Here is a 17,511-nt window from a genome sequence, read left to right on the forward strand (position 1 = left end):
ATGTTGCATCTGGCGCGGGGGAATATAGCTCAGAATGTTCGAGATCACCCCGCCGCCCTTATCCCTCGTGGTAATACACGTCCCACCCGAAATACGTCTCGAACGCCTCGGCCAGGATGGCCGCCGAGCGCGATGGGTTCATGGCGACATGGTGTTCGAAGCCGTTCTTGCAGACATGCCGCAGGAGCTTTTGTAGGCCCGGCACCTCCACCACGGCACGGCTGCCGAAGGTATCCAGCGGATCGTCGGTGAACGTGCCATCGCCCACATAGGTGCGGATCACACCGTTCCGATCGTCCGTGGTGATCCGAGCGAAACTCACGGGGCCGGCAGGCACGCGGCCGGCGATGGCCCCGTACGTGTTCTCCCTCCCCAGCATCGTGGCCAGCACATCGGCGTAGGCCATCCTCGCCTCCGGGAAGAAGCTCCGGGCCCAGTTGCCGCAGTGGAACAGGACGCACTTGTTCGGGTCGCCGCCGTAGTTGTTGTTCCAGTCCACCAGCGCGCTGGGCTTGCCGGAGGCCAGCTGCAGCGCATACATGGAGGCCACGCCGGTGATATCCACCTCGCAGGCGCTGGGCATCAGCTTCTCGCTCATCATGCTCATGAGCGTGCATACGTTGACCCCGTAATTCTGCTGCACCGAGGTCCAGCACTGGATGGCGGTCGCGTCGAGGTCGTTGGCAGCCATCCAGTCATCGATGACGATGCCCAGCTTGGCCATCTTGACCAGCGCGGGCGAGGGCACACCCTCGGCCGGGAGATACGCCTGGATCTCCTCCAGACGCTGTTTCACCTTCGGGTCGTCGTCGGCCAGCTTATCGGCCGCGCCGAACACCTCGGAGAGATCGATGGTGCTGACGGTGATGCCATAGGCCTGGAGCAGTTTCTCGCTGAAGCGCACAGTGTTGAAGGCGTTGGGACGCGCGCCCACGGCGCCCAGCCGGGCGTTTCGCAGCCCCTTCATCACGCGACAGACGCCCACGAACTTCTGCAGATCGGCCTTGAACTCGTCACTGGTCGGGTGTACCGTGTGCAGCTCGGTCAGCGTGAACGGGAAGCCGTATTGGCGCAGGTTGTTGCATACGGAGATCTTGCCGCAGAAGGCATCTCGGCGCCGCTCCACATGGAACCCGTCCAGATCATCGGGATAGGCCTGGACCAGGATGGGCACGTCGAGGCCGGACAGCTTGATCGTGTCCGCCACGCCCTTCTCGTCGCCGAAGTTGGGCAGCACGACCAGGATACCGTCGATCCTATCCTGATTCGCCTTGAACAGCGCGGCGCACTTCTTGGCATCCTCCCAGGTCTCCACACCACCCAGCTTGGTGTCCGTCTCGCCCAGGATCACCGCGTCGATGTTCATCTCGTCCAGGACCTTCAAAATGTCCTGCCTCGCCTCGGTGACCAGCACGTCGGGGAAGAAATCCCGGTTACCGATGATGACGCCCAGCGTGACCTTTCCCTGCTCCATCTTCTCCGCTCCTTTCCTGGACTTGAGAGGGGCATAGGAACCGCAAAGGGCGCAAAGAGCGCCAAGTTCCCTTGTTATTCAAAACCCGCACGTTCATAAAGTGGAATAGGCAACACAATCCTTTCGTAGGGGCGCACGGCCGTGCGCCCTACTCAATTGGATACCACAAGTACCCAATCCCAAGGATGCCCCTGTTCGTCCTGGCCCGGCGGGGCGACGAAACGCCATCGGCCGTCGGCCTCAGACAGATCCGCCGTCCGCAGATCGCCCGTCCTGGGATCGAACCATCGCGCCTGGTATGGCTTACTCGCGGGCAATACAAGCTCGACCGCGCCGCCCACGGGCAGATAGGCCGCCACCACCTCCCGATCCTCCGTTGCCAGCGCCAACGGGCGCCGACCGGGCGCATACGCGCCCTGCGCGATCAGCTCCGGCGCGGGACGCATTCGATGGAAGGGCACGAGCTCGGTGAAGAAGCGGCGCAGGTGGAGCAGGGAGGCCAGTCCCGGCTGGTCCCGATCCAGGACGGCGAACGGTCCCCACGTATTCTCGAAGCCATGGATGATCCCCAACGCGCAGAAGGCGCCGCGCCAGGCGCCCCGCCGCGTGTGCTCCGGGTCGCAGAACTCATGGGCGGGGAATCCGAGCGGCAGCTCCGGGTTCCGCTCGTAGCCGTACTCGGCGAACACGGCTGAGCACCACCAACCCGCCAGGCTGCGCTCGATCTGCTCCTCGATCCCCATCGCCAGCCAGCCGTTCTCCCTGTCCCGCGTCCCCCACTCCTGGAACATGATGGCGTCGATCGCACCGGGGTCGGCGGCGAAGCGACGGGCAAAGGCCGGCTCCCGCGGGCCGTTATGGACCGACACGATATGCCCGTGCTGCGCCACCTGCTTCACCCAGCGCCCCATGCGCATGGCCCAACGGTCGGCCACCGGCTTGTAGTGCCAGTCACCATTGGGGTAATACTCATACTCGTTCATCAACGTCCAGAAGTAGACGCAGTTGAAGGCGTCGTAGCGGGCGATGAGATAGCGCATCCATAGCTCCTCCCACTCGGGGACGAAGATGTTTCGGCTATTGAAGGGGAACTCGAACCCCCAAGCTTCCATGATCATCTCGAAGCCCAGGCCCAGCTCCTCCGCCTGACGCACCACCTGATCCACCGTGTGGAAGTAGTCCAGGTTGAAGCGATCGAAGCGCGGCGATTGCTCGCTGCCTCCCCACGGCCAGGTGCGGCGGGTCTGCCAGTCGCTGTAGCCCTCGGGCGGGTGGAAGGGGCTCACGGGCACGCGCACCCGGAGCAGATTGAAGCCTTGCCCGGCCCGGCGGCGCAGAAACGACGGCACATCCAGGCCGCAGTGGGCCATGCCGAACAGGTTGTACGTGGTGTCCCCCAGGATGAAAGTCGCCTCGCCCGATTCGTAGTGGAAGCCCCAGGCACGCCCGGGGGTGGCCTTGAGGAACCCCCGTGTCTCCCGCGGCGTCACCTCGAATTCGCCCTCCTGATGGAGATCGGGATCCTCCGGGTACGCGGCGATGCGATACGTCCACCGCCCGACTTCGCCCGGGTTGAATCGCATCCGCCAGGTGCGATCCCCATCGTAGAAGCCAGGGATCGTGAACGCCCGGCCGGATGGCGCGGTAAAGGTGGCGTCCAACCTCACATCGGTGAACGGGTTCTCATACGCGCGCTCGCTTTGCACTGTCCATTCGTGCACAGTGCGATAGGGGATCTTCATCTCGCTCATCTCCTCCTCGCAAGACATCTCCGCGGCCTGAAAGGGCGCTTGACACGGCTCCCTCACGGCGGGCACGAAGACCACATTCTTGAAGAGGGTCCGTTATTCCTCCGGAGGGTATATCCGCTCCGGCGGCACGCGGCGTTTGGGGCGTTGGATGAGCTCGATGGTGATGCCGATCTCCTCCTCCGTGTCCAGATAGGCGTAGTGCCCATCTCCATCCAGCCCGAAGCCCGCGCCGTCCTGCGTCATGGCCAGCCCGGCCTCCTCCGCCCACGCCAGGGCCTCTTCCATGTCCTCTACCAACACGCCAAAGTGATGCACCCCATAGCCGTGCTCTTGGACGAACTCGGCGTATACCGTGTCCCCCTCCAACATCTCGATGAGCTCGATACGCAAAGGCCCGATCCAGGAGAGCGCGATGCGCATCCTGTACTCGGAAGGACGACCGCGGTACGTCATCCGCTTCACCAGCGGCTTGCCGTATGTGTAAACATGCCAGGGGCCAATGCCAAACCGTTCCCAGTAAGCCTTCATGGCTGCGTCCAGGTCCGGCACGATGATCCCCACCTGGGCGATCCCGTTCTTGAGAAACGGGAGTTGATCTTCCCTATCCGTATTTGGCATCACACATCTCCGTGTAGTCTGGAAATACGACGACGGACGAATGACGAAAGAAAGACCGCGTTCCTGGCATATCCTGGCGCTATGGCCGATCTCCTAACCGTGCCACCCGCGGGCCAACAGACGGAAGAACCGCCTTCTCCGCGAGCCCGCGCCTCGGCGATGATCGACAGGAAACTTACAGCAGGAACACGACCTTGATCGCCTTCCCTTCCATCGCCAATTGAACTCCCTCGGCGAATTGTGCGAGTGGGAAGCGATGGGTGACGAGTTTGTCGCCGGGGATCCGGCCCGAGGCCAACAACTGCAGAGCGAAGCGCTGGTGTCGTGGGGCAAAGGTGGTCGCGCCGATGAGGTGCAGGGCGTTGTAGTGCACGACGTTGATATCCACGGGCGGCTTGCTGTCATCCTTCGGAAGGCCGCCGAAGATGAGGATGCGGCCGCCCTTCTTGGCCATCTCCACCGCCTGGACCACAGAGACGGGCGCGGGCGTGGCTGTGATCACCACGTCTGCCCCCTTGCCATCGGTCAGTCGTCGCACCTCGGCAACCGGGTCCATCTTCGAGGAAACGACGACCTCGTCGGGCTCGAAAGCCTGGGCCAGGCGGATCCGCGCCTCGCCACGATTCACCAGGATGACGCGGTCGGCGCCACGCGCTCGCGCCAGGGAGATGTGAATGCAGCCGATGGGGCCAGCGCCGATGACCACCACAGTATCGCCCAGCCCCACCCGACCCCGCTCCTGGGCGTTGACGCACGAGGAGATGGGTTCCGAGATGGCGGCGTAGACCGGGTCCAGGCCGTCGGGCACCGGCCAGATGGAGCCCCACCGGATGGCCTCCTCTGGGATAGCGACATACTCCGCGAAGCCGCCAGGCCAATCCTGCGCGATCTCCCGATGGTTCTCGCACAGATCGAACTGCCCATTGATGCAGAAGTCGCACCGGTCGCAGTGGACCGGCGGCCCCACGGCCAACAGATCCCCCGGCCGCCATCTGCCCTGATACGTTGGCCCCACCTCAACCACCGTACCACAGATCTCGTGCCCGATGATCCACGGAAAGGCCACCCGCCGATGTCCACTTCGCAACGTTCGCAGATCGCTGCCGCATAGCCCGCAGGCGATCACCTTCAGGAGCATGCCGCCTTTGGGCACCTCGGGCATCGGCACGTCTTCCAGGGCGAACTTCATCGGTGCCCGCACGACGATCGCCTTCATCGTATCCGCCATCATGCTTTCCCCTCTTCCTAAGAGCGTGTCTGAAGATTTACCGATCAGGTGTTTGAGGGTCTCCCTCAGCTATCAGCTCCACAGGGGAAGGTGTGGAGGGGTCCTCCCCTCCACGGAAATTCCACTTTTCCGGCCCGCACCTGCCTTTCTCGGCCCTTTCCGAAGGACCCAGGCCGAGGCCGGGCAGGTCGAAGGCGGAAGAAGGGCTTTTTCCGGAGGGGCTCCGCCCCTCCGGGCCTCCCCGCAGAAGCAATGGCATTCCTCAGACGCGCTCTAAGCCCACCCTCGCCGCCTTCGGCGGACCTCCTTCCCTGGACTTTGGCCTTTTCCTTTGAGCCCCCATACACACGACTTTCTTCGCAGCACTACCCCATATCTCATTCGGGTGAGGGCAATGCCCTCCGCTACCCGAAAGGCCAAACTTGAGGGAAGGAGGCTGGGGTGAGGTCACCCTTCGCTTTCCATGGACAGCATAGCGTCCTGGAGTTGGCGCAGTTTGTACACGAACTTCGTCGGATCGGGCGCGAAGTTCTCCTCGGTCAGCATCGCCCCTTTCGGCACGTCCTGGAGGACCTTGCCGCCCGGAGCGATGCCAACCGGGATCCCCTTCACTGCTCTGGCCTCCTCGCAGGTGTAAATCCGTCCCAGGATGTCCGCGCTGCCGATGTCCCCCACCACCTCGCCGGCCTTCAGATCCCGCTTGGCGATGGCGACGACCTCGGAGACCAGCCGCCTGGAGGCCAGGGTCCTCTCCCCGTAGATGACCGCCTCCGCGATGGAAAGCGGGGTCTCCGCGCTACACAGGTGATAGGGACGATACAGCGTGTAGTAAGGGCCAGGGCCCATGGAGTAAAAGGCCATGTCTTCCCGGATGCGAGGGTCGTCCGTGGTAATGACGGCGAAGACGCCGGGGGCGACCTTACCCGTGGAGAAGTCGACACAGCCGCGATGGCCGAGGATGCCACCGTCCTCCCTGGGCACGTAAACCCGGCTCAGGTCCGGGATATCCACCTTCGCCCCGTGCATACCTGGAACATCCGGCACCAGGCCGGTGGCGTTGGACACGGCCGCCATCTCCACCATCGTCTTGGTGCCATCCTTGAAGGCGGCCAGCATCTTTGGGTTCATACCTTTGCGCTCAGCCTCCTCGCGGCAGGAATCCGGCGTGGCCCCGAAGTCAATGGGATTGTTCTTGCCCTTGCCCAAACACACGACCTCGAAACCCAGCGAGCGAGCCTGTTGATACAACATCATGCACACGCCCGGCTCGTCGCCAAAGGCCACGGTGTACACCGCCCCCTCCCGCTCCGCCAGGCGATTCAACAACACGCCCACGGTGACGTCCGCTTCCACGTTCAGCATCACCACCGTCTTGCGGCTCATGATGCCGTTCCAGGCCACCTGGGCGCCGACCTCGGCAAGCCCCGTGGCCTCCACGACGGCATGCAGACCCTCCAGCCGGGTCAGGAGCAGCGCGTCCTCCGTAACCAGGTACTTGCCCTCGCGCAGGGCGTCCTCAGCCCCGCCCAACCTGTTGGTCACACAGACCTGCGACTCAGAGAGCCCCATCGATCGAAGGGTCTGCAGCGGACGATCGATGTCGATATCCGCGAAGGCAACGGTCTCCATACCCGCCATCTGGTGGGTCACGTGAGCCATGCCCGAGCCCATCTGCCCACAACCCACCAGGCCGACACGGATCGGATCGCCTCGCGCCTCACGTTCCTGCAGATGTTCTAAGAGCTCCATGATGACACACCTTGCCGTGATGGCGTTGTCGACTCTTGGTGCCCTGGTGTCTTTGTGGTGGCATGGCCAGAGACGCCCTCAGACATGACCAAGAAGCTGCGCGATCGAGCCGCCCAGGATCGCGGCCTCGTCCTCTGGGCTCAACTTCAGCATCCGGATCTTCTCCAACTCCAGACGGGCGTAGGTGACCACATCCGGCTTCCCATGCGGGCCGTCCGTCCCGAAGATGACCCGGTCGGCGCCGAGCCTCTGCGCCGCCTCCTGGATCTTCCAGGGCATGACGACGCCACTGACGTCGAGAAAGAGATTGCGATGTGCCTGAGCCAGGGCAATAAAGCGGTCGATAAGGGACTCATCGGTGCAGAGGTATTTCCCCATGTGCGCGACGATGATCTTCGTCTCAGGGAAGGCCTTCGCCATGCGCTCGATGGCATCGTATCGGCCCATGCAGTCGATGAGACAGGGAACCCCCAGCCTGCCGGCGAGATCGATGACGGGATCGATCACGTATTCCGCCAGGCTGCACTCCCCGGCGTGGATCTTGATCCCCTTGAACCCCAACGGAGATCGCCCACTCGATCTGCTCGAGGACCGGGCGCTCATAGCTGGGTAGAGCGTACACATAGGGGATCAACCGATCCGGGAACCGCTCGACGGCCGCCTGGGCCATCTTGATGGAATGCTGGGTGGTGGTGGACATGGCGAACACGACGGACCTGTCGATCCCCACCTCATCCATGACCCGCACGATGGTCTCCGCATCGTACTCCGTCCGCAGCGCATCTCCGTGCTTCAGGTGGACGTGCGAATCTATGATCATAGGGTCTCCCATCTCGTCTGAACATACGACGATGGACGAAAGACGAAGGGCAAAGGGCAGATGGAACGGTCCGTCGCCCATCGTCCGCCGTCATCTCTTCAAACCAGCTGGGCGAGCTCCCTGAAGTCCTCTTTCACGTGCTCGTAAAGCCGCTTGTACAGCGCGAAGTATCGCATGTACAGCTCGTGGTTTTCCCCGTTCGGCTCCATGCGATCGATGTACTCCGCCCATTCCTTGGCCACGGAGAAGTCCTTGAAGACCCCCGTGGCCACGCCGGCCAGGATGGCATCGCCGAACGGGGCGCCGGTTCGGCGCTTCACCAGCACCGTCGGCACGTTGAAGACGTCGGTGATGATCTGCCGCCACAACTTGCTGACCGCTCCACCCTCATTCAGCACCAGCGGGAGATTGAGCTTCAGGCCAGCCTCCCGGATCAGCCGGAAGTTGTCATACAGCGCGTAGGCGACCGCCTCCATCATGGCCCGGACGATGTGCCCCTTCGTGTGATTGAGGGACAGGCCGAAGATCACGCCGCGAGCTAGCGGGTCCCAGATCGGGGTCCGCTCCCCCATCAGGAACGGCAGGATGATCAGCCCCTCGCTGCCCGGGGGGACCCTCTGCGCCTGCAGGTTCAGGAGATCGTAGGAGGAGACCCCCAGTACCCGCTCCACCTCGACCTCATACTGGGAGAAGACATCGCGCAGGTATCGGATCGACTGGCCGCCGGTCATGGTGGAGGGCACGGTGACGTAGGTATTCGCGGAGTCCACGGTGTAGGGGAAGTTGATCATCAGCCGGCCCACAGGCGAGAAGATGAAATCCAAGTCTCTGTGAACGACGCCGAAGTTGCCCACGCTGCCGAGGTTGCTCTGGATATCCCCTTCCTCGACGGCGCCGGCCCCCACCCAGCCGGCGTTGCAATCCACCTGCCCGGCCGCCACCGGAATGCCCGGCACCAGCCCCGTCTGCTCCGCGGCCCGTGGCGTCACCTCGCCCACGACATCCGTGCACTCGAAGAGATCGGGCATCAGGCCCGGGTCGATCCCGATCTCCCGCATCAGACCCTCTTCAAACCGGCGCTCGCGCAGGTTGTAGGCTACGCCATAGAACGCCGCGGCGGAGTAGTTCAGCGTCGCCTTGCCCGTGAGTCGAAGCGTGATGAACCCATCGATGGTCAAGGCTTTCCATATCTGCTTGAACGAGTCGGGCCGGTTGTTCTTCTCCCACAGCAGGTTGACGAGGGTAGGGTGATCCTCCAGCCGATTGCCGGTGATCTGGAAGATCCGATCCTCTCCGATGCGCTCCTTGAGCCATTCGACCTCTTTCGTCGCCCGGCGGTCCATCAGGTTGTACGCGCGGTGGATGGGGTTGTGATCCTTATCCACCATCACCATAGAGGGCAACGCGGAGGAGACCGCGATCCCCCGTATCTCCCTCGGGTCCACGCCGGATTGCTCGCGCACGCCCCCGATGAGGCGACACGCGATCTCCCAATAGAGATGTGGGTCGTGTTCTGACCAGCCGGGATGTTCGTGGATGAAGGGATATTCCTCAAAGGCGAAGCCCAGGACATCGCCCTGGGCGTTGATGATGCACGCCTTGGCACCCCCCGTGCCGTAATCGACGCCGATCAGGTAATCCGCCACGGTGGCCCCTCCCTGTCCTGTTCATGGGGGTCGCTTTCCATGCCTTTGGCTGACGCGAATCACTTAAACCCTGTCAATGCGATCCCGCGCACGATCCAACGCTGGAACAGGAAATACACGATGGTGATAGGCAGGATCACCAGCACGGAGGCGGCCATGGAGAGGTCCTGGCGCGAGCCGTGCTGGGAGTTATACCAGGTGAGCATGATGGGCAACGTGCGCCGCTCCGTCGTGGTGATGACGATCAACGGCCACAGATAGTCATTCCAGGTCCCCATGAACTGAAAGATGCCCAGAGTGGCCAGAGCCGGTCCCATCTGCGGCAAGATGATCCGCCAGTAGATGCTGAACTCGGACGCGCCGTCGATCCGGGCCGCGTCGATCAGCTCGCTGGGAATGCTCTCGATGAACTGCTTCATGAGGAAGATGCCAAAGGCGTTCACCGCCGAGGGGACGATCAGCCCCCACAGGGAGTCCGTCAGGTGCAGGCGGACCAGGATCAGATAGGCCGGGATCATGGTGACCTGGAAGGGGATCATCATGGTCGCCAGGATCAGCGTGAACAGGAGGTTCTTCCCAAAGAACTGGTATTTGGCGAAGATAAAGCCCGCCAGCGAGCTGGTGAACAGGATCATGGCCACCACGCTGACGCTGACGAAGAGGCTGTTGAAGTAAAAGCGGGCCAATGGCACCCGGGGATCCGTGAAGATCGTCCGGTAGCTCTGCAACGTGGGATGCTCCGGGATCAGGGTCGGGGGCAGCTTGATGATCTCCGTAGAGGACTTGAAGGAGGTACCCAGCATCCACAGGAACGGCACCAGGGTCACCAGGCAGCCCGCCGTCAACACCCCGTAGATCAGGAGACGTCCCAAGGAGACGCCTATCCTATGCCTCGCCCTCGACCGAACGCCGGACTTCGTCATTGCACCCGCGCTTTGTACAGTAGCCATGGATCAATACTCCCACTCTTGCCGCAAGACGCGTAACTGAATCAGGGTGGTGATCAGGATGATCGCAAAGAGCGCGATCGCCATCGTGGCCGCCAGTCCCATCTCCTGGTGGCGGAAGGCCGTCTCATAGATGTGCAAAACGAGCGTGCGGGTGGCGTTACCCGGCCCCCCACGCGTCATCACGTAGAAGATGACGAACACCTGCCAGGAGGAGAGCATCGTCATCACGATCACGAAGGTCAACGTGGGGCGCAGAAGGGGCAGCGTGATGCGCCAGAACCGCTGCCAGGCGTTGGCCCCATCCACCCGGGCCGCCTCGTGAAACACCTCCGGGATGCCCTGAATCCCGGCGATGAAGATGACCAGGTTATAGCCCATGTCCTGCCAGACATAGGTCACGATCAGACAGATCATGGGAAGGGGAACGCCGAGAACGGTGGTCTGCGGATCGCTCAGCCAGGACATCCCTTTCAGGCCCACCGACCGCAAGAGCAGGTTGAGGAGCCCAAACGTCGGATTGTAGATGACCCCCCAGACCAGGGATACGGCGACCAGGGAGGTGACGGTGGGCAAGAAATAGATCGTGCGAAAGATCGTCTTGAACCGCTCACGCACCGACTCGATCAGCACAGCCAGCGGGAGGGTGATCGCCAGATTCAATGGGAGCACCAACAGGGCGAAGATGAAGGTGTTCTTGACGGCGACGCGAAAGAGCCGCCCGGAGGGGGAATCGGAGAACAGATCCAGATAATTCCCTAAGCCCAGAAAACGATTCTCCCCTCCCAAGCCCAGAAATCCCCCCTGTCGGGTCGGGCTGTACCGGAAGAAGGTGATCAGCACGGCCCAGATCATGGGCAGTAATGTGAAGGCCATCATGTAGATCATGATCGGAGTGAGCGACGTGGTGACGAAGAATCGCTGGCTCCGAGACAGCCCACCTTGCCTGCGTCCTAGGATCGTCATGGGACCCTCGCTCTCTAAAGAGTGTGTCTGAAAACTCACCGCCAAGGTGCCTGGGAACATCCCCCAGCCGCGTGCTCTCCACGAAACCCCGCTCTTCCAGCCCGCACCTATCCCCTTCGGCCCTTTTCGCGGGGATCCGGGCCGAGGCCGGGCAGGTCAGGGACAAGCGATGTGAAGGGTTTCCCCTCCACAAGCAGGGGCCGGATGACCCGTCCTACTCTCCAATCCTGCCCGCAGCGACCCTCACCGAAAGGGATACACCACCTAAGCGGCGGGGCCTGGGCAACGCCCCGATGGGGTCACCCAGGCCCTGATTCCACTCACGACTTGATCTTGCTGTCGATCATGGCGTTCGCCTCTTCATGCATGATGGCCAACGCCTCTTCCACCGTATGCTGTCCCTGCATCGTCTCGACCAGGCGGGTCGCCACGACGTTGTACCAGATGAAGTCACGATCCTGGAGGTCTCCCACATAGCGGCCATAAGGCAGCACCTTCAGGCTGGGACCCAGCCAGTCGAGGTCGTTGAGGAGGGTGGGATCCTCGGCGACGGCCTTGAGGGCCGGCACCGTGCCCGTGGTCACGTTCCACTCTCGGGCGTTGGTCTGATCGATGGTGCAGAACTTGCTGAACTCCCAGGCCGACTGCAGGTTCTCGCTGTTGGGCGACACCACCTTGCCCCAGCCGGAGTCGGCGGCAAAGGCCATCTGGTCTCCGTAGTATGGGCAGGAGACATAGTTCCACTCGTCCGGGAAGTCCGGGTGGTTGATGCGGGCCACCGGCACGATCCAGGGGCCGATGTAGCCGATCGCCACCAGGCCCTGGAAGAAGGCGTCGCCGACCCAGTTGGAGTCCAGATTGAAGGTGAAGGGATCGACGACCTTGTCCTTGACCGCCATGTCCACCAGCCACTGCACGGTCTCCTGAGCCTGGGGCGTCAGGAAGTTCAGATGGACCTTGTCGTCTGCGAAGTAGTCGCCGCCACGCTCCAGGATGCCCTCCCACAGCAGGAAGCCCAAACCATCGCCGGTGACATAGTGGAAACCGGCCACGGTCATGACATCCCCTTCCCACTTGGTCAGCTTCTTGGCATCCTGGACCAGCTCATCCCATGACCCCCACTCCGGCGGGTACGGCAGTTCGGCCTCCCCGTACATCCGCTTATTGACCAGGACACCGCCGTTCTCCAGGTTGTACTCGTTGGGAAGCCCGTACAGCGTGCCCTCCCAGACGTAGCCATCCAGCGGCGCGGCGTAGAACAGATCGCGCGCCTCGGACAGGGTGATCACGTCCTCCGGCGCCGGCGACAGGGTTCCCCCCTTGGCGTAGGACTGGACCCAGCTCCCGAACATCTCCATGATATCGGCCTCATTCTTGGCCGCCATCGAGGTCTGGATCGTCTGGATGAACTCGTCGTAGGGGAAGTACTCGTACTTGATCTCCACATCCGGGTGGCTCTCCTGCCACTTCTCGATGAGGGCCTCATTCGCTTGCACGAAGGCAGGGTTGCTATGGGACCACAGGCGGAGAGTCACTTTACTGGGGGCAGGCGTCGGCTTCTCCGACTCGGCGGCGGGCGCTGCTGAGGGCGCGGCGCAGGCGGCCGCCAATGAGGCTGCGGCCAAACCGGCTGTGCCCGTTCCCACCAGCCGAAGGAAATCCCGCCGTGACATCCCGTGAGATCGCTTTGCGCTCATTTCTTTCCTCCCTAACGGATGATTGTTGGAAACTGCCGACCTATCAGCTACCTGCCATCGATTGAGAGCGCCGTCTCATCGCACCAGTGGCACCACCTCCTTCCCTCACTCCATAGGCATGGTCCCGGTCACGGGCATCCCCTCCGTTGGATGTGATGCCCGTCTTCGTCAGGATCTCGCGCGCTCGATTGCACGAGGCACAGGCGGGATTGGCGCACAACAGCGCGGCCGGATCCCCCCGAAGCAGGTCAACCACCGCGTCGATCAGATCCTGCCCACGCATGAGCTGGACGGGAGCCGCCCCCACGACTCCCTTGCGCACGACCCCTCGCGCCTCCAGGACCGGGCCGATGGCCTCGAACCCGGCCGAGCAGCCGGGCGGCCGCAGCAAAGGGACGTACACTGTCTGCCCATCGGGCAGCACCACCGGCACCGGCTCGTCCGGCTTCGGCCAGGTATACCCCCAATACGGCACGTCCGCACACGCCTCGCCCACGTGGATCGTGGAATTGCGATTGTGACCCACACCCAACAGCAGCACATATCCGCCCAGGCGCGCCAGGCGGGCCGGCGGGCTGTCCGGCCCCAACCCCGGCATCAGATGGTGTCCCTCGATCAGCGCGGCCGCATCCGCCCCCCAGACCGCCACCGAGTGAGTGGGATGCCAGCTCCGCCGCACGCCCGGCTGCTGCCGGAACACCTCGGTGATGCGCCCCACCCGGGAAGGCGTGCGCCGCACATCAAACCCTCGCCTCTCCCAGGCGAAGGTGGGCACCATCAGCGTGCCCGTGGGCCCTACCACCTCTTGAAAGGCCCGGATCACCGCCTCCGCCCCGCCGTCCACATACCCCATGCTGCGCAGGGAACTGTGAAAGAACACCCGATCCCCCGCGCCAAGCCCCAACGTGCGCAGGTCGGCCGCGATCCGCTCCTGCGTGACGACGGGACGCCCTCGCAGATGCTCGGCTTCGGCCATCCGCCGCCTCACAGATAGACGACCGCGTCCAGATTCTGCGGCCGATCGGGATCCAGCCTCTTCGCCATGGAGCGATGGTAGGCCATCAACTGGAGCAACGGCAGATACAACACGCCACGCGCTGTCTCCGGCAGGCCGCTCTTCAACGTGACGACGAATTCGGCGCCGCCGAGATCGTCCGACGCGCCATCCTCGGCGATGGCCAACACCCGGGCTCCCAGCCCGCGCATCTCCCGCAACACGGCCACCTCATGCTCACGCACCGAATCGGACACCATCCCGATCACCAGGGTGCGCTCGTTCACCATCGACTTGGGGCCGTGGCGAAACTCCATGAAGTGAAAGGCCTCGGCATAGGTGAGGGACATCTCCTTCATCTTCAGCATGGTCTCACAGGCCAGGCCATAGTAGATGCCGGAGCCCAGGAAGAACACCCGATCGATCGCCAGATCGCCCCCCAACCGCTCGGCCAGGTCGGCGTGATCATCCAGCAGGGTCCGCCCCACCTCGGGCAGCCGCTCCAACGAGGCCAGATACGCGTCGTCGCCGGCAGCCCAGCCCGCCAGCACCTGCGTCAGGACATACATGCTGGCAAAGGATCGGGTCTGGGCGATGCTCCTCTCCTGCGCGGCGGGAGCCCCCAGCACCGCCTGCCCGGCCTGGGCCATCGGAGTATCCGGATAGCAGGTGACCACCATCACATCAGAGCCACCGTGGGCCTGGAAAGTCTCTATGGCCCGCAACGTCTCCGTGGTCGTGCCAGAGCGGGAGACGGCCACCAGCAGCGGACGCCGGGCCGATCCCAACACCGCATCCGGATAAAACCACAGCTCGGAGGACGGCAGGCCACGCGCCCGTCGGCCGGCGAGCCGTTGCAACAGGGCCGCCGCGGCCAGGGAGAGATAGTAGGTCGAGCCGCAGCCGATGAACAGGACCTCATCCGGGTCCCGCCTCAGGAGGGCGTGCACCTCATCGGCGCTCTGGCGGGCGCCGGCCAGCGTCTGGCCCCACACCTCCGGCTGCGATGTGATCTCCTCATAGGTGTATCGACCGCGTTCTGTGGTTGGTGTGTCGTTCCCCATGGCATCTCCTTGTCCAGATATGATGTCATGTCGTGAGCTTGCGACAAGAGACGAAAGACGAAGGACGAAAGGTCTGCTCGTGATCACAATGGATCACAGGACGATCTTCATCCAGGTAGGCCCAACAGACGGTAGGCGTTAGCATGGTAGATCTTGCGCAACACCTCATCCGGGAGATACACGCCATAGATGCGCCACCGGCCCTGGCGAGGGACCCCCTCGATCCCATAGGCGAAGTACTCGTCGTCCGTCTCCAGGAAGCGATAGTAGATGCGATACAGCGCCGGGTTCACCGGCTGGTCGATCCCGAACAGCACCCGATCCTGATACTCGATCAGGAAGCGACGGGCGGTGTACGGCTGGCGGCCCAGCTCGGCGATCCGCTCCGCGATGTCCACGTAGAAGTTGGGGCACTCTTCCATCAGGTTCGCCACCCAGGTGAGATTCTCGGCATAAGCCCCCACGTGAGCGCCGATGAAGATCGTCTCCGGATGGCGGCGCACCAGATTGGCGAATTGGCCGATGACCGCCTCAAACGAGGGGAACCCCGGACCGTAGAAGTGCCAGTCGGGATGGGCATAGAGCTCCTCCCAACGCTCGTTGAAGCGATCCAACGGGTCGAAGAAGGCGACGGGATCGGCGATGTGGATGAGAACGGGGAGCCCCAGCTCGCCCGCCGCCTCCCATAACGGATCCAGCCGCTCGTCGTCCACGGGGACCATGCACCCCTCGCTATCCCGGATGCCCAGCCCCAGGTCCTTCCACACCTTCAGGCCGCGAGCGCCCATGGCCGCGCTGCGGCGCAGGCTCTCCACGGCGTATCGCGGGAAATCCGGATCCTCGGCCCAGCGCTCCCAGTTCAGCCGGGCGAAGACGACGAAGCGGTCGGGATAAGGCCGCTGGAAGTGCTCGATGTGCTCGGCCAGGATGTCATCCCAGCCGCCGTCCAGGTCCACGATCATTTGCACGCCCGCCTCGTCCATCAGCGCCAGCAGCTCCTCCACCGGCCGCTTTACCCAGTTGCCGAAGACCGGCCCCAGATGGTTGTGGACGTCCACGACGGGGAAGCGCGGCCGCTCGATCCGCGTCTCCTTGACGACCAGGCGCGGCCGCGGCATGTACTCTCGCAACAACAGCTCATCAGCCGGGATCTGTCTCGTCTTCATCGTGGCGGAATGTCAACCTCCTCACCTTGGATCTTCTCAACCGCCCTTTTGTAGGGACAGGTCTGAGACTCGCCCCATTGGTATCAATTTAAGCTCGTAGGGGCGAGGCATCCTACGGCGTTGATGCCGCGATGCATGACCTCTACATCAGATGTGCCAGCGTTCATGCTGACGGTGCTTCCGAGGATGCCTCGCCCTTACACTCTTTCAGGCGTGCCGGCCCCTACATGGTGAAGAGCGGCAAGTGAAGGTCCTTACCTACGTCGTTAAGTTGATGCGCATGGGGCAGGTCTGAGACCTGCCCCTACCACTCGATGTGATAGGGACGCAGGGCCATGCGCCATTGCATCTATGACCCTGTTACCGAGGACAGCCTCACCGTGTACTTCAGCGCCGTCGCCAGGCTGCCCGGGTCCGCGATCCCCCGGCCGGCGATATCGAAGGCGGTGCCGTGCGCGGTGGTCCCGCAGACGACCGGCAGCCCCATGAACAGCGTGGCGCCCGAGCGGCGCGCCAGCAACTTGCGCGCGATGTTGGCCTGGTCGTGATACATGCAGACCACGCCGGCGTATCCTTGATCCATGGCCGTCAGGAACAATGTGTCGGCCGGGAAGGGGCCCTGGGCGTCGATCCCTCGCCGTTGCGCCTCCTCGATGGCCGGGCCGATCTCGTCGATCTCCTCCCGTCCGAAGAGGCCCCTCTCGCCGGCATGGACGTTCAGCGCCGCCACCGCGATCCTGGGATGCTCGATCCCGGCCCGCACCAGGGCCTCGTGCATCCGCTCGATGTACCGGAGCACCCGATCCTTCGTAATCAGGCCCGCGATCTGACGGAAGGGGACGTGCTCCGTCACGGCGACGGTCCACAGGGAGTCCACCACGCCCAGGATGAACGCGTCGGTGCTCCCGGTGAAGTCGGCCAGGTACGCAAGCTCATCCATGTAGTCGTACCCGGCCAAGTGGAACGACTCCTTGTTCATGGGCGCCGAGACCACGCCATGCACCTCCCCGGCCATGGCCAGCTCGAAGGCTTTGCGCAGGCACAGGGCGGCGGCCCGCCCCATGGCCGGGTCCACCTGGCCCCGGGGGATGCGATCGATGCGCACCCCCTCCGGGCGGAGGACGTCCACGCGCGGCGGGGCGAACTTGGCCTCGGCCGGCGACGAGATCGGCTCGAACGCCAGATCCGCGCCGACGATCCCGGCGGCCTCCCGCATGACCGACAGGTCACCCACGACGAAGGGGCGACAGCTCGCATACGTCTCATCCTGGGAGAGGACCTTGACGACGAGCTCCGGCCCTATCCCCGCCGGATCTCCCATCGTGATGGCGATGATCGGCTTTTCCATGATCCGTCGTCCGTCCTTCTCAATCGATGATCGCGTCCACGAT

General features: G+C 63.5%; 14 protein-coding genes. All 14 read right to left on the reverse strand.

All coding sequences use genetic code 11. The features are described from left to right. Positions 1 to 58 precede the first annotated feature (58 nt). Positions 59 to 1,474 (reverse strand): fucose isomerase, encoded by a 1,416-nt coding sequence (locus GXP39_03275; protein NOZ27060.1) that lies wholly within the window; start codon positions 1,472 to 1,474, stop codon positions 59 to 61. Between the two features lie 152 nt (positions 1,475 to 1,626). Continuing rightward, the gene (locus GXP39_03280) at positions 1,627 to 3,225 is read right to left on the reverse strand and encodes a DUF5060 domain-containing protein (GenBank protein NOZ27061.1); all 1,599 of its coding nucleotides are present in this window, start codon (positions 3,223 to 3,225) and stop codon (positions 1,627 to 1,629) included. 93 nt (positions 3,226 to 3,318) lie between these two features. Further along, on the reverse strand, positions 3,319 to 3,843 hold the full coding sequence (locus GXP39_03285) for a hypothetical protein (protein NOZ27062.1): 525 nt from the start codon (positions 3,841 to 3,843) through the stop codon (positions 3,319 to 3,321). A 175-nt stretch (positions 3,844 to 4,018) separates the two neighbouring features. After that, entirely contained in the window at positions 4,019 to 5,059 is a 1,041-nt protein-coding gene (locus GXP39_03290; protein ID NOZ27063.1) for an alcohol dehydrogenase catalytic domain-containing protein, read from the reverse strand. Between the two features lie 459 nt (positions 5,060 to 5,518). Beyond that, on the reverse strand, positions 5,519 to 6,820 hold the full coding sequence (locus tag GXP39_03295) for a hypothetical protein (GenBank protein NOZ27064.1): 1,302 nt from the start codon (positions 6,818 to 6,820) through the stop codon (positions 5,519 to 5,521). Between the two features lie 78 nt (positions 6,821 to 6,898). Further along, on the reverse strand, positions 6,899 to 7,381 hold the full coding sequence (locus GXP39_03300; protein NOZ27065.1) for an amidohydrolase family protein: 483 nt from the start codon (positions 7,379 to 7,381) through the stop codon (positions 6,899 to 6,901). A gap of 357 nt (positions 7,382 to 7,738) precedes the next feature. Further along, positions 7,739 to 9,286, reverse strand: coding sequence for an FGGY-family carbohydrate kinase (locus tag GXP39_03305; protein ID NOZ27066.1), 1,548 nt, complete (start codon positions 9,284 to 9,286; stop codon positions 7,739 to 7,741). Positions 9,287 to 9,345: 59 nt separating this feature from the next. Then, positions 9,346 to 10,209, reverse strand: coding sequence for a carbohydrate ABC transporter permease (locus GXP39_03310; GenBank protein ID NOZ27067.1), 864 nt, complete (start codon positions 10,207 to 10,209; stop codon positions 9,346 to 9,348). Between the two features lie 30 nt (positions 10,210 to 10,239). Beyond that, positions 10,240 to 11,199, reverse strand: a complete 960-nt coding sequence (locus GXP39_03315; protein NOZ27068.1) for a sugar ABC transporter permease — start codon at positions 11,197 to 11,199, stop codon at positions 10,240 to 10,242. Positions 11,200 to 11,519: 320 nt separating this feature from the next. Then, on the reverse strand, positions 11,520 to 12,896 hold the full coding sequence (locus GXP39_03320; protein NOZ27069.1) for an extracellular solute-binding protein: 1,377 nt from the start codon (positions 12,894 to 12,896) through the stop codon (positions 11,520 to 11,522). 43 nt (positions 12,897 to 12,939) lie between these two features. Beyond that, positions 12,940 to 13,872 carry an AAC(3) family N-acetyltransferase gene (locus tag GXP39_03325; protein NOZ27070.1) on the reverse strand — a complete coding sequence of 311 codons (933 nt, stop codon included), beginning with the start codon at positions 13,870 to 13,872 and terminating at the stop codon, positions 12,940 to 12,942. A gap of 8 nt (positions 13,873 to 13,880) precedes the next feature. Beyond that, positions 13,881 to 14,954, reverse strand: coding sequence for an SIS domain-containing protein (locus tag GXP39_03330; GenBank protein ID NOZ27071.1), 1,074 nt, complete (start codon positions 14,952 to 14,954; stop codon positions 13,881 to 13,883). 107 nt (positions 14,955 to 15,061) lie between these two features. Further along, on the reverse strand, positions 15,062 to 16,120 hold the full coding sequence (locus GXP39_03335; protein NOZ27072.1) for an amidohydrolase: 1,059 nt from the start codon (positions 16,118 to 16,120) through the stop codon (positions 15,062 to 15,064). A 349-nt stretch (positions 16,121 to 16,469) separates the two neighbouring features. Continuing rightward, positions 16,470 to 17,468 (reverse strand): hypothetical protein, encoded by a 999-nt coding sequence (locus GXP39_03340; GenBank protein NOZ27073.1) that lies wholly within the window; start codon positions 17,466 to 17,468, stop codon positions 16,470 to 16,472. Positions 17,469 to 17,511 lie beyond the last annotated feature (43 nt).

Source organism: Chloroflexota bacterium (assembly GCA_013152435.1).
In the GTDB taxonomy this organism is placed as follows: Bacteria; Chloroflexota; Anaerolineae; order DUEN01; family DUEN01; genus DUEN01.

Excerpts from the sequence above, each read along its gene's own strand:
- GXP39_03290 (NOZ27063.1), bottom strand. The coding sequence starts at position 5,059 with ATGAAGGCGATCGTCGTGCGGGCACCGATGAAGTTCGCCCTGGAAGAC.
- GXP39_03275 (NOZ27060.1), bottom strand. The coding sequence starts at position 1,474 with ATGGAGCAGGGAAAGGTCACGCTGGGCGTCATCATCGGTAACCGGGAT.
- GXP39_03310 (NOZ27067.1), bottom strand. The coding sequence starts at position 10,209 with ATGACGAAGTCCGGCGTTCGGTCGAGGGCGAGGCATAGGATAGGCGTC.
- GXP39_03330 (NOZ27071.1), bottom strand. The coding sequence starts at position 14,954 with ATGGGGAACGACACACCAACCACAGAACGCGGTCGATACACCTATGAG.
- GXP39_03315 (NOZ27068.1), bottom strand. The coding sequence starts at position 11,199 with ATGACGATCCTAGGACGCAGGCAAGGTGGGCTGTCTCGGAGCCAGCGA.
- GXP39_03325 (NOZ27070.1), bottom strand. The coding sequence starts at position 13,872 with ATGGCCGAAGCCGAGCATCTGCGAGGGCGTCCCGTCGTCACGCAGGAG.
- GXP39_03320 (NOZ27069.1), bottom strand. The coding sequence starts at position 12,896 with ATGAGCGCAAAGCGATCTCACGGGATGTCACGGCGGGATTTCCTTCGG.
- GXP39_03335 (NOZ27072.1), bottom strand. The coding sequence starts at position 16,120 with ATGAAGACGAGACAGATCCCGGCTGATGAGCTGTTGTTGCGAGAGTAC.
- GXP39_03280 (NOZ27061.1), bottom strand. The coding sequence starts at position 3,225 with ATGAGCGAGATGAAGATCCCCTATCGCACTGTGCACGAATGGACAGTG.
- GXP39_03340 (NOZ27073.1), bottom strand. The coding sequence starts at position 17,468 with ATGGAAAAGCCGATCATCGCCATCACGATGGGAGATCCGGCGGGGATA.
- GXP39_03295 (NOZ27064.1), bottom strand. The coding sequence starts at position 6,820 with ATGGAGCTCTTAGAACATCTGCAGGAACGTGAGGCGCGAGGCGATCCG.
- GXP39_03285 (NOZ27062.1), bottom strand. The coding sequence starts at position 3,843 with ATGCCAAATACGGATAGGGAAGATCAACTCCCGTTTCTCAAGAACGGG.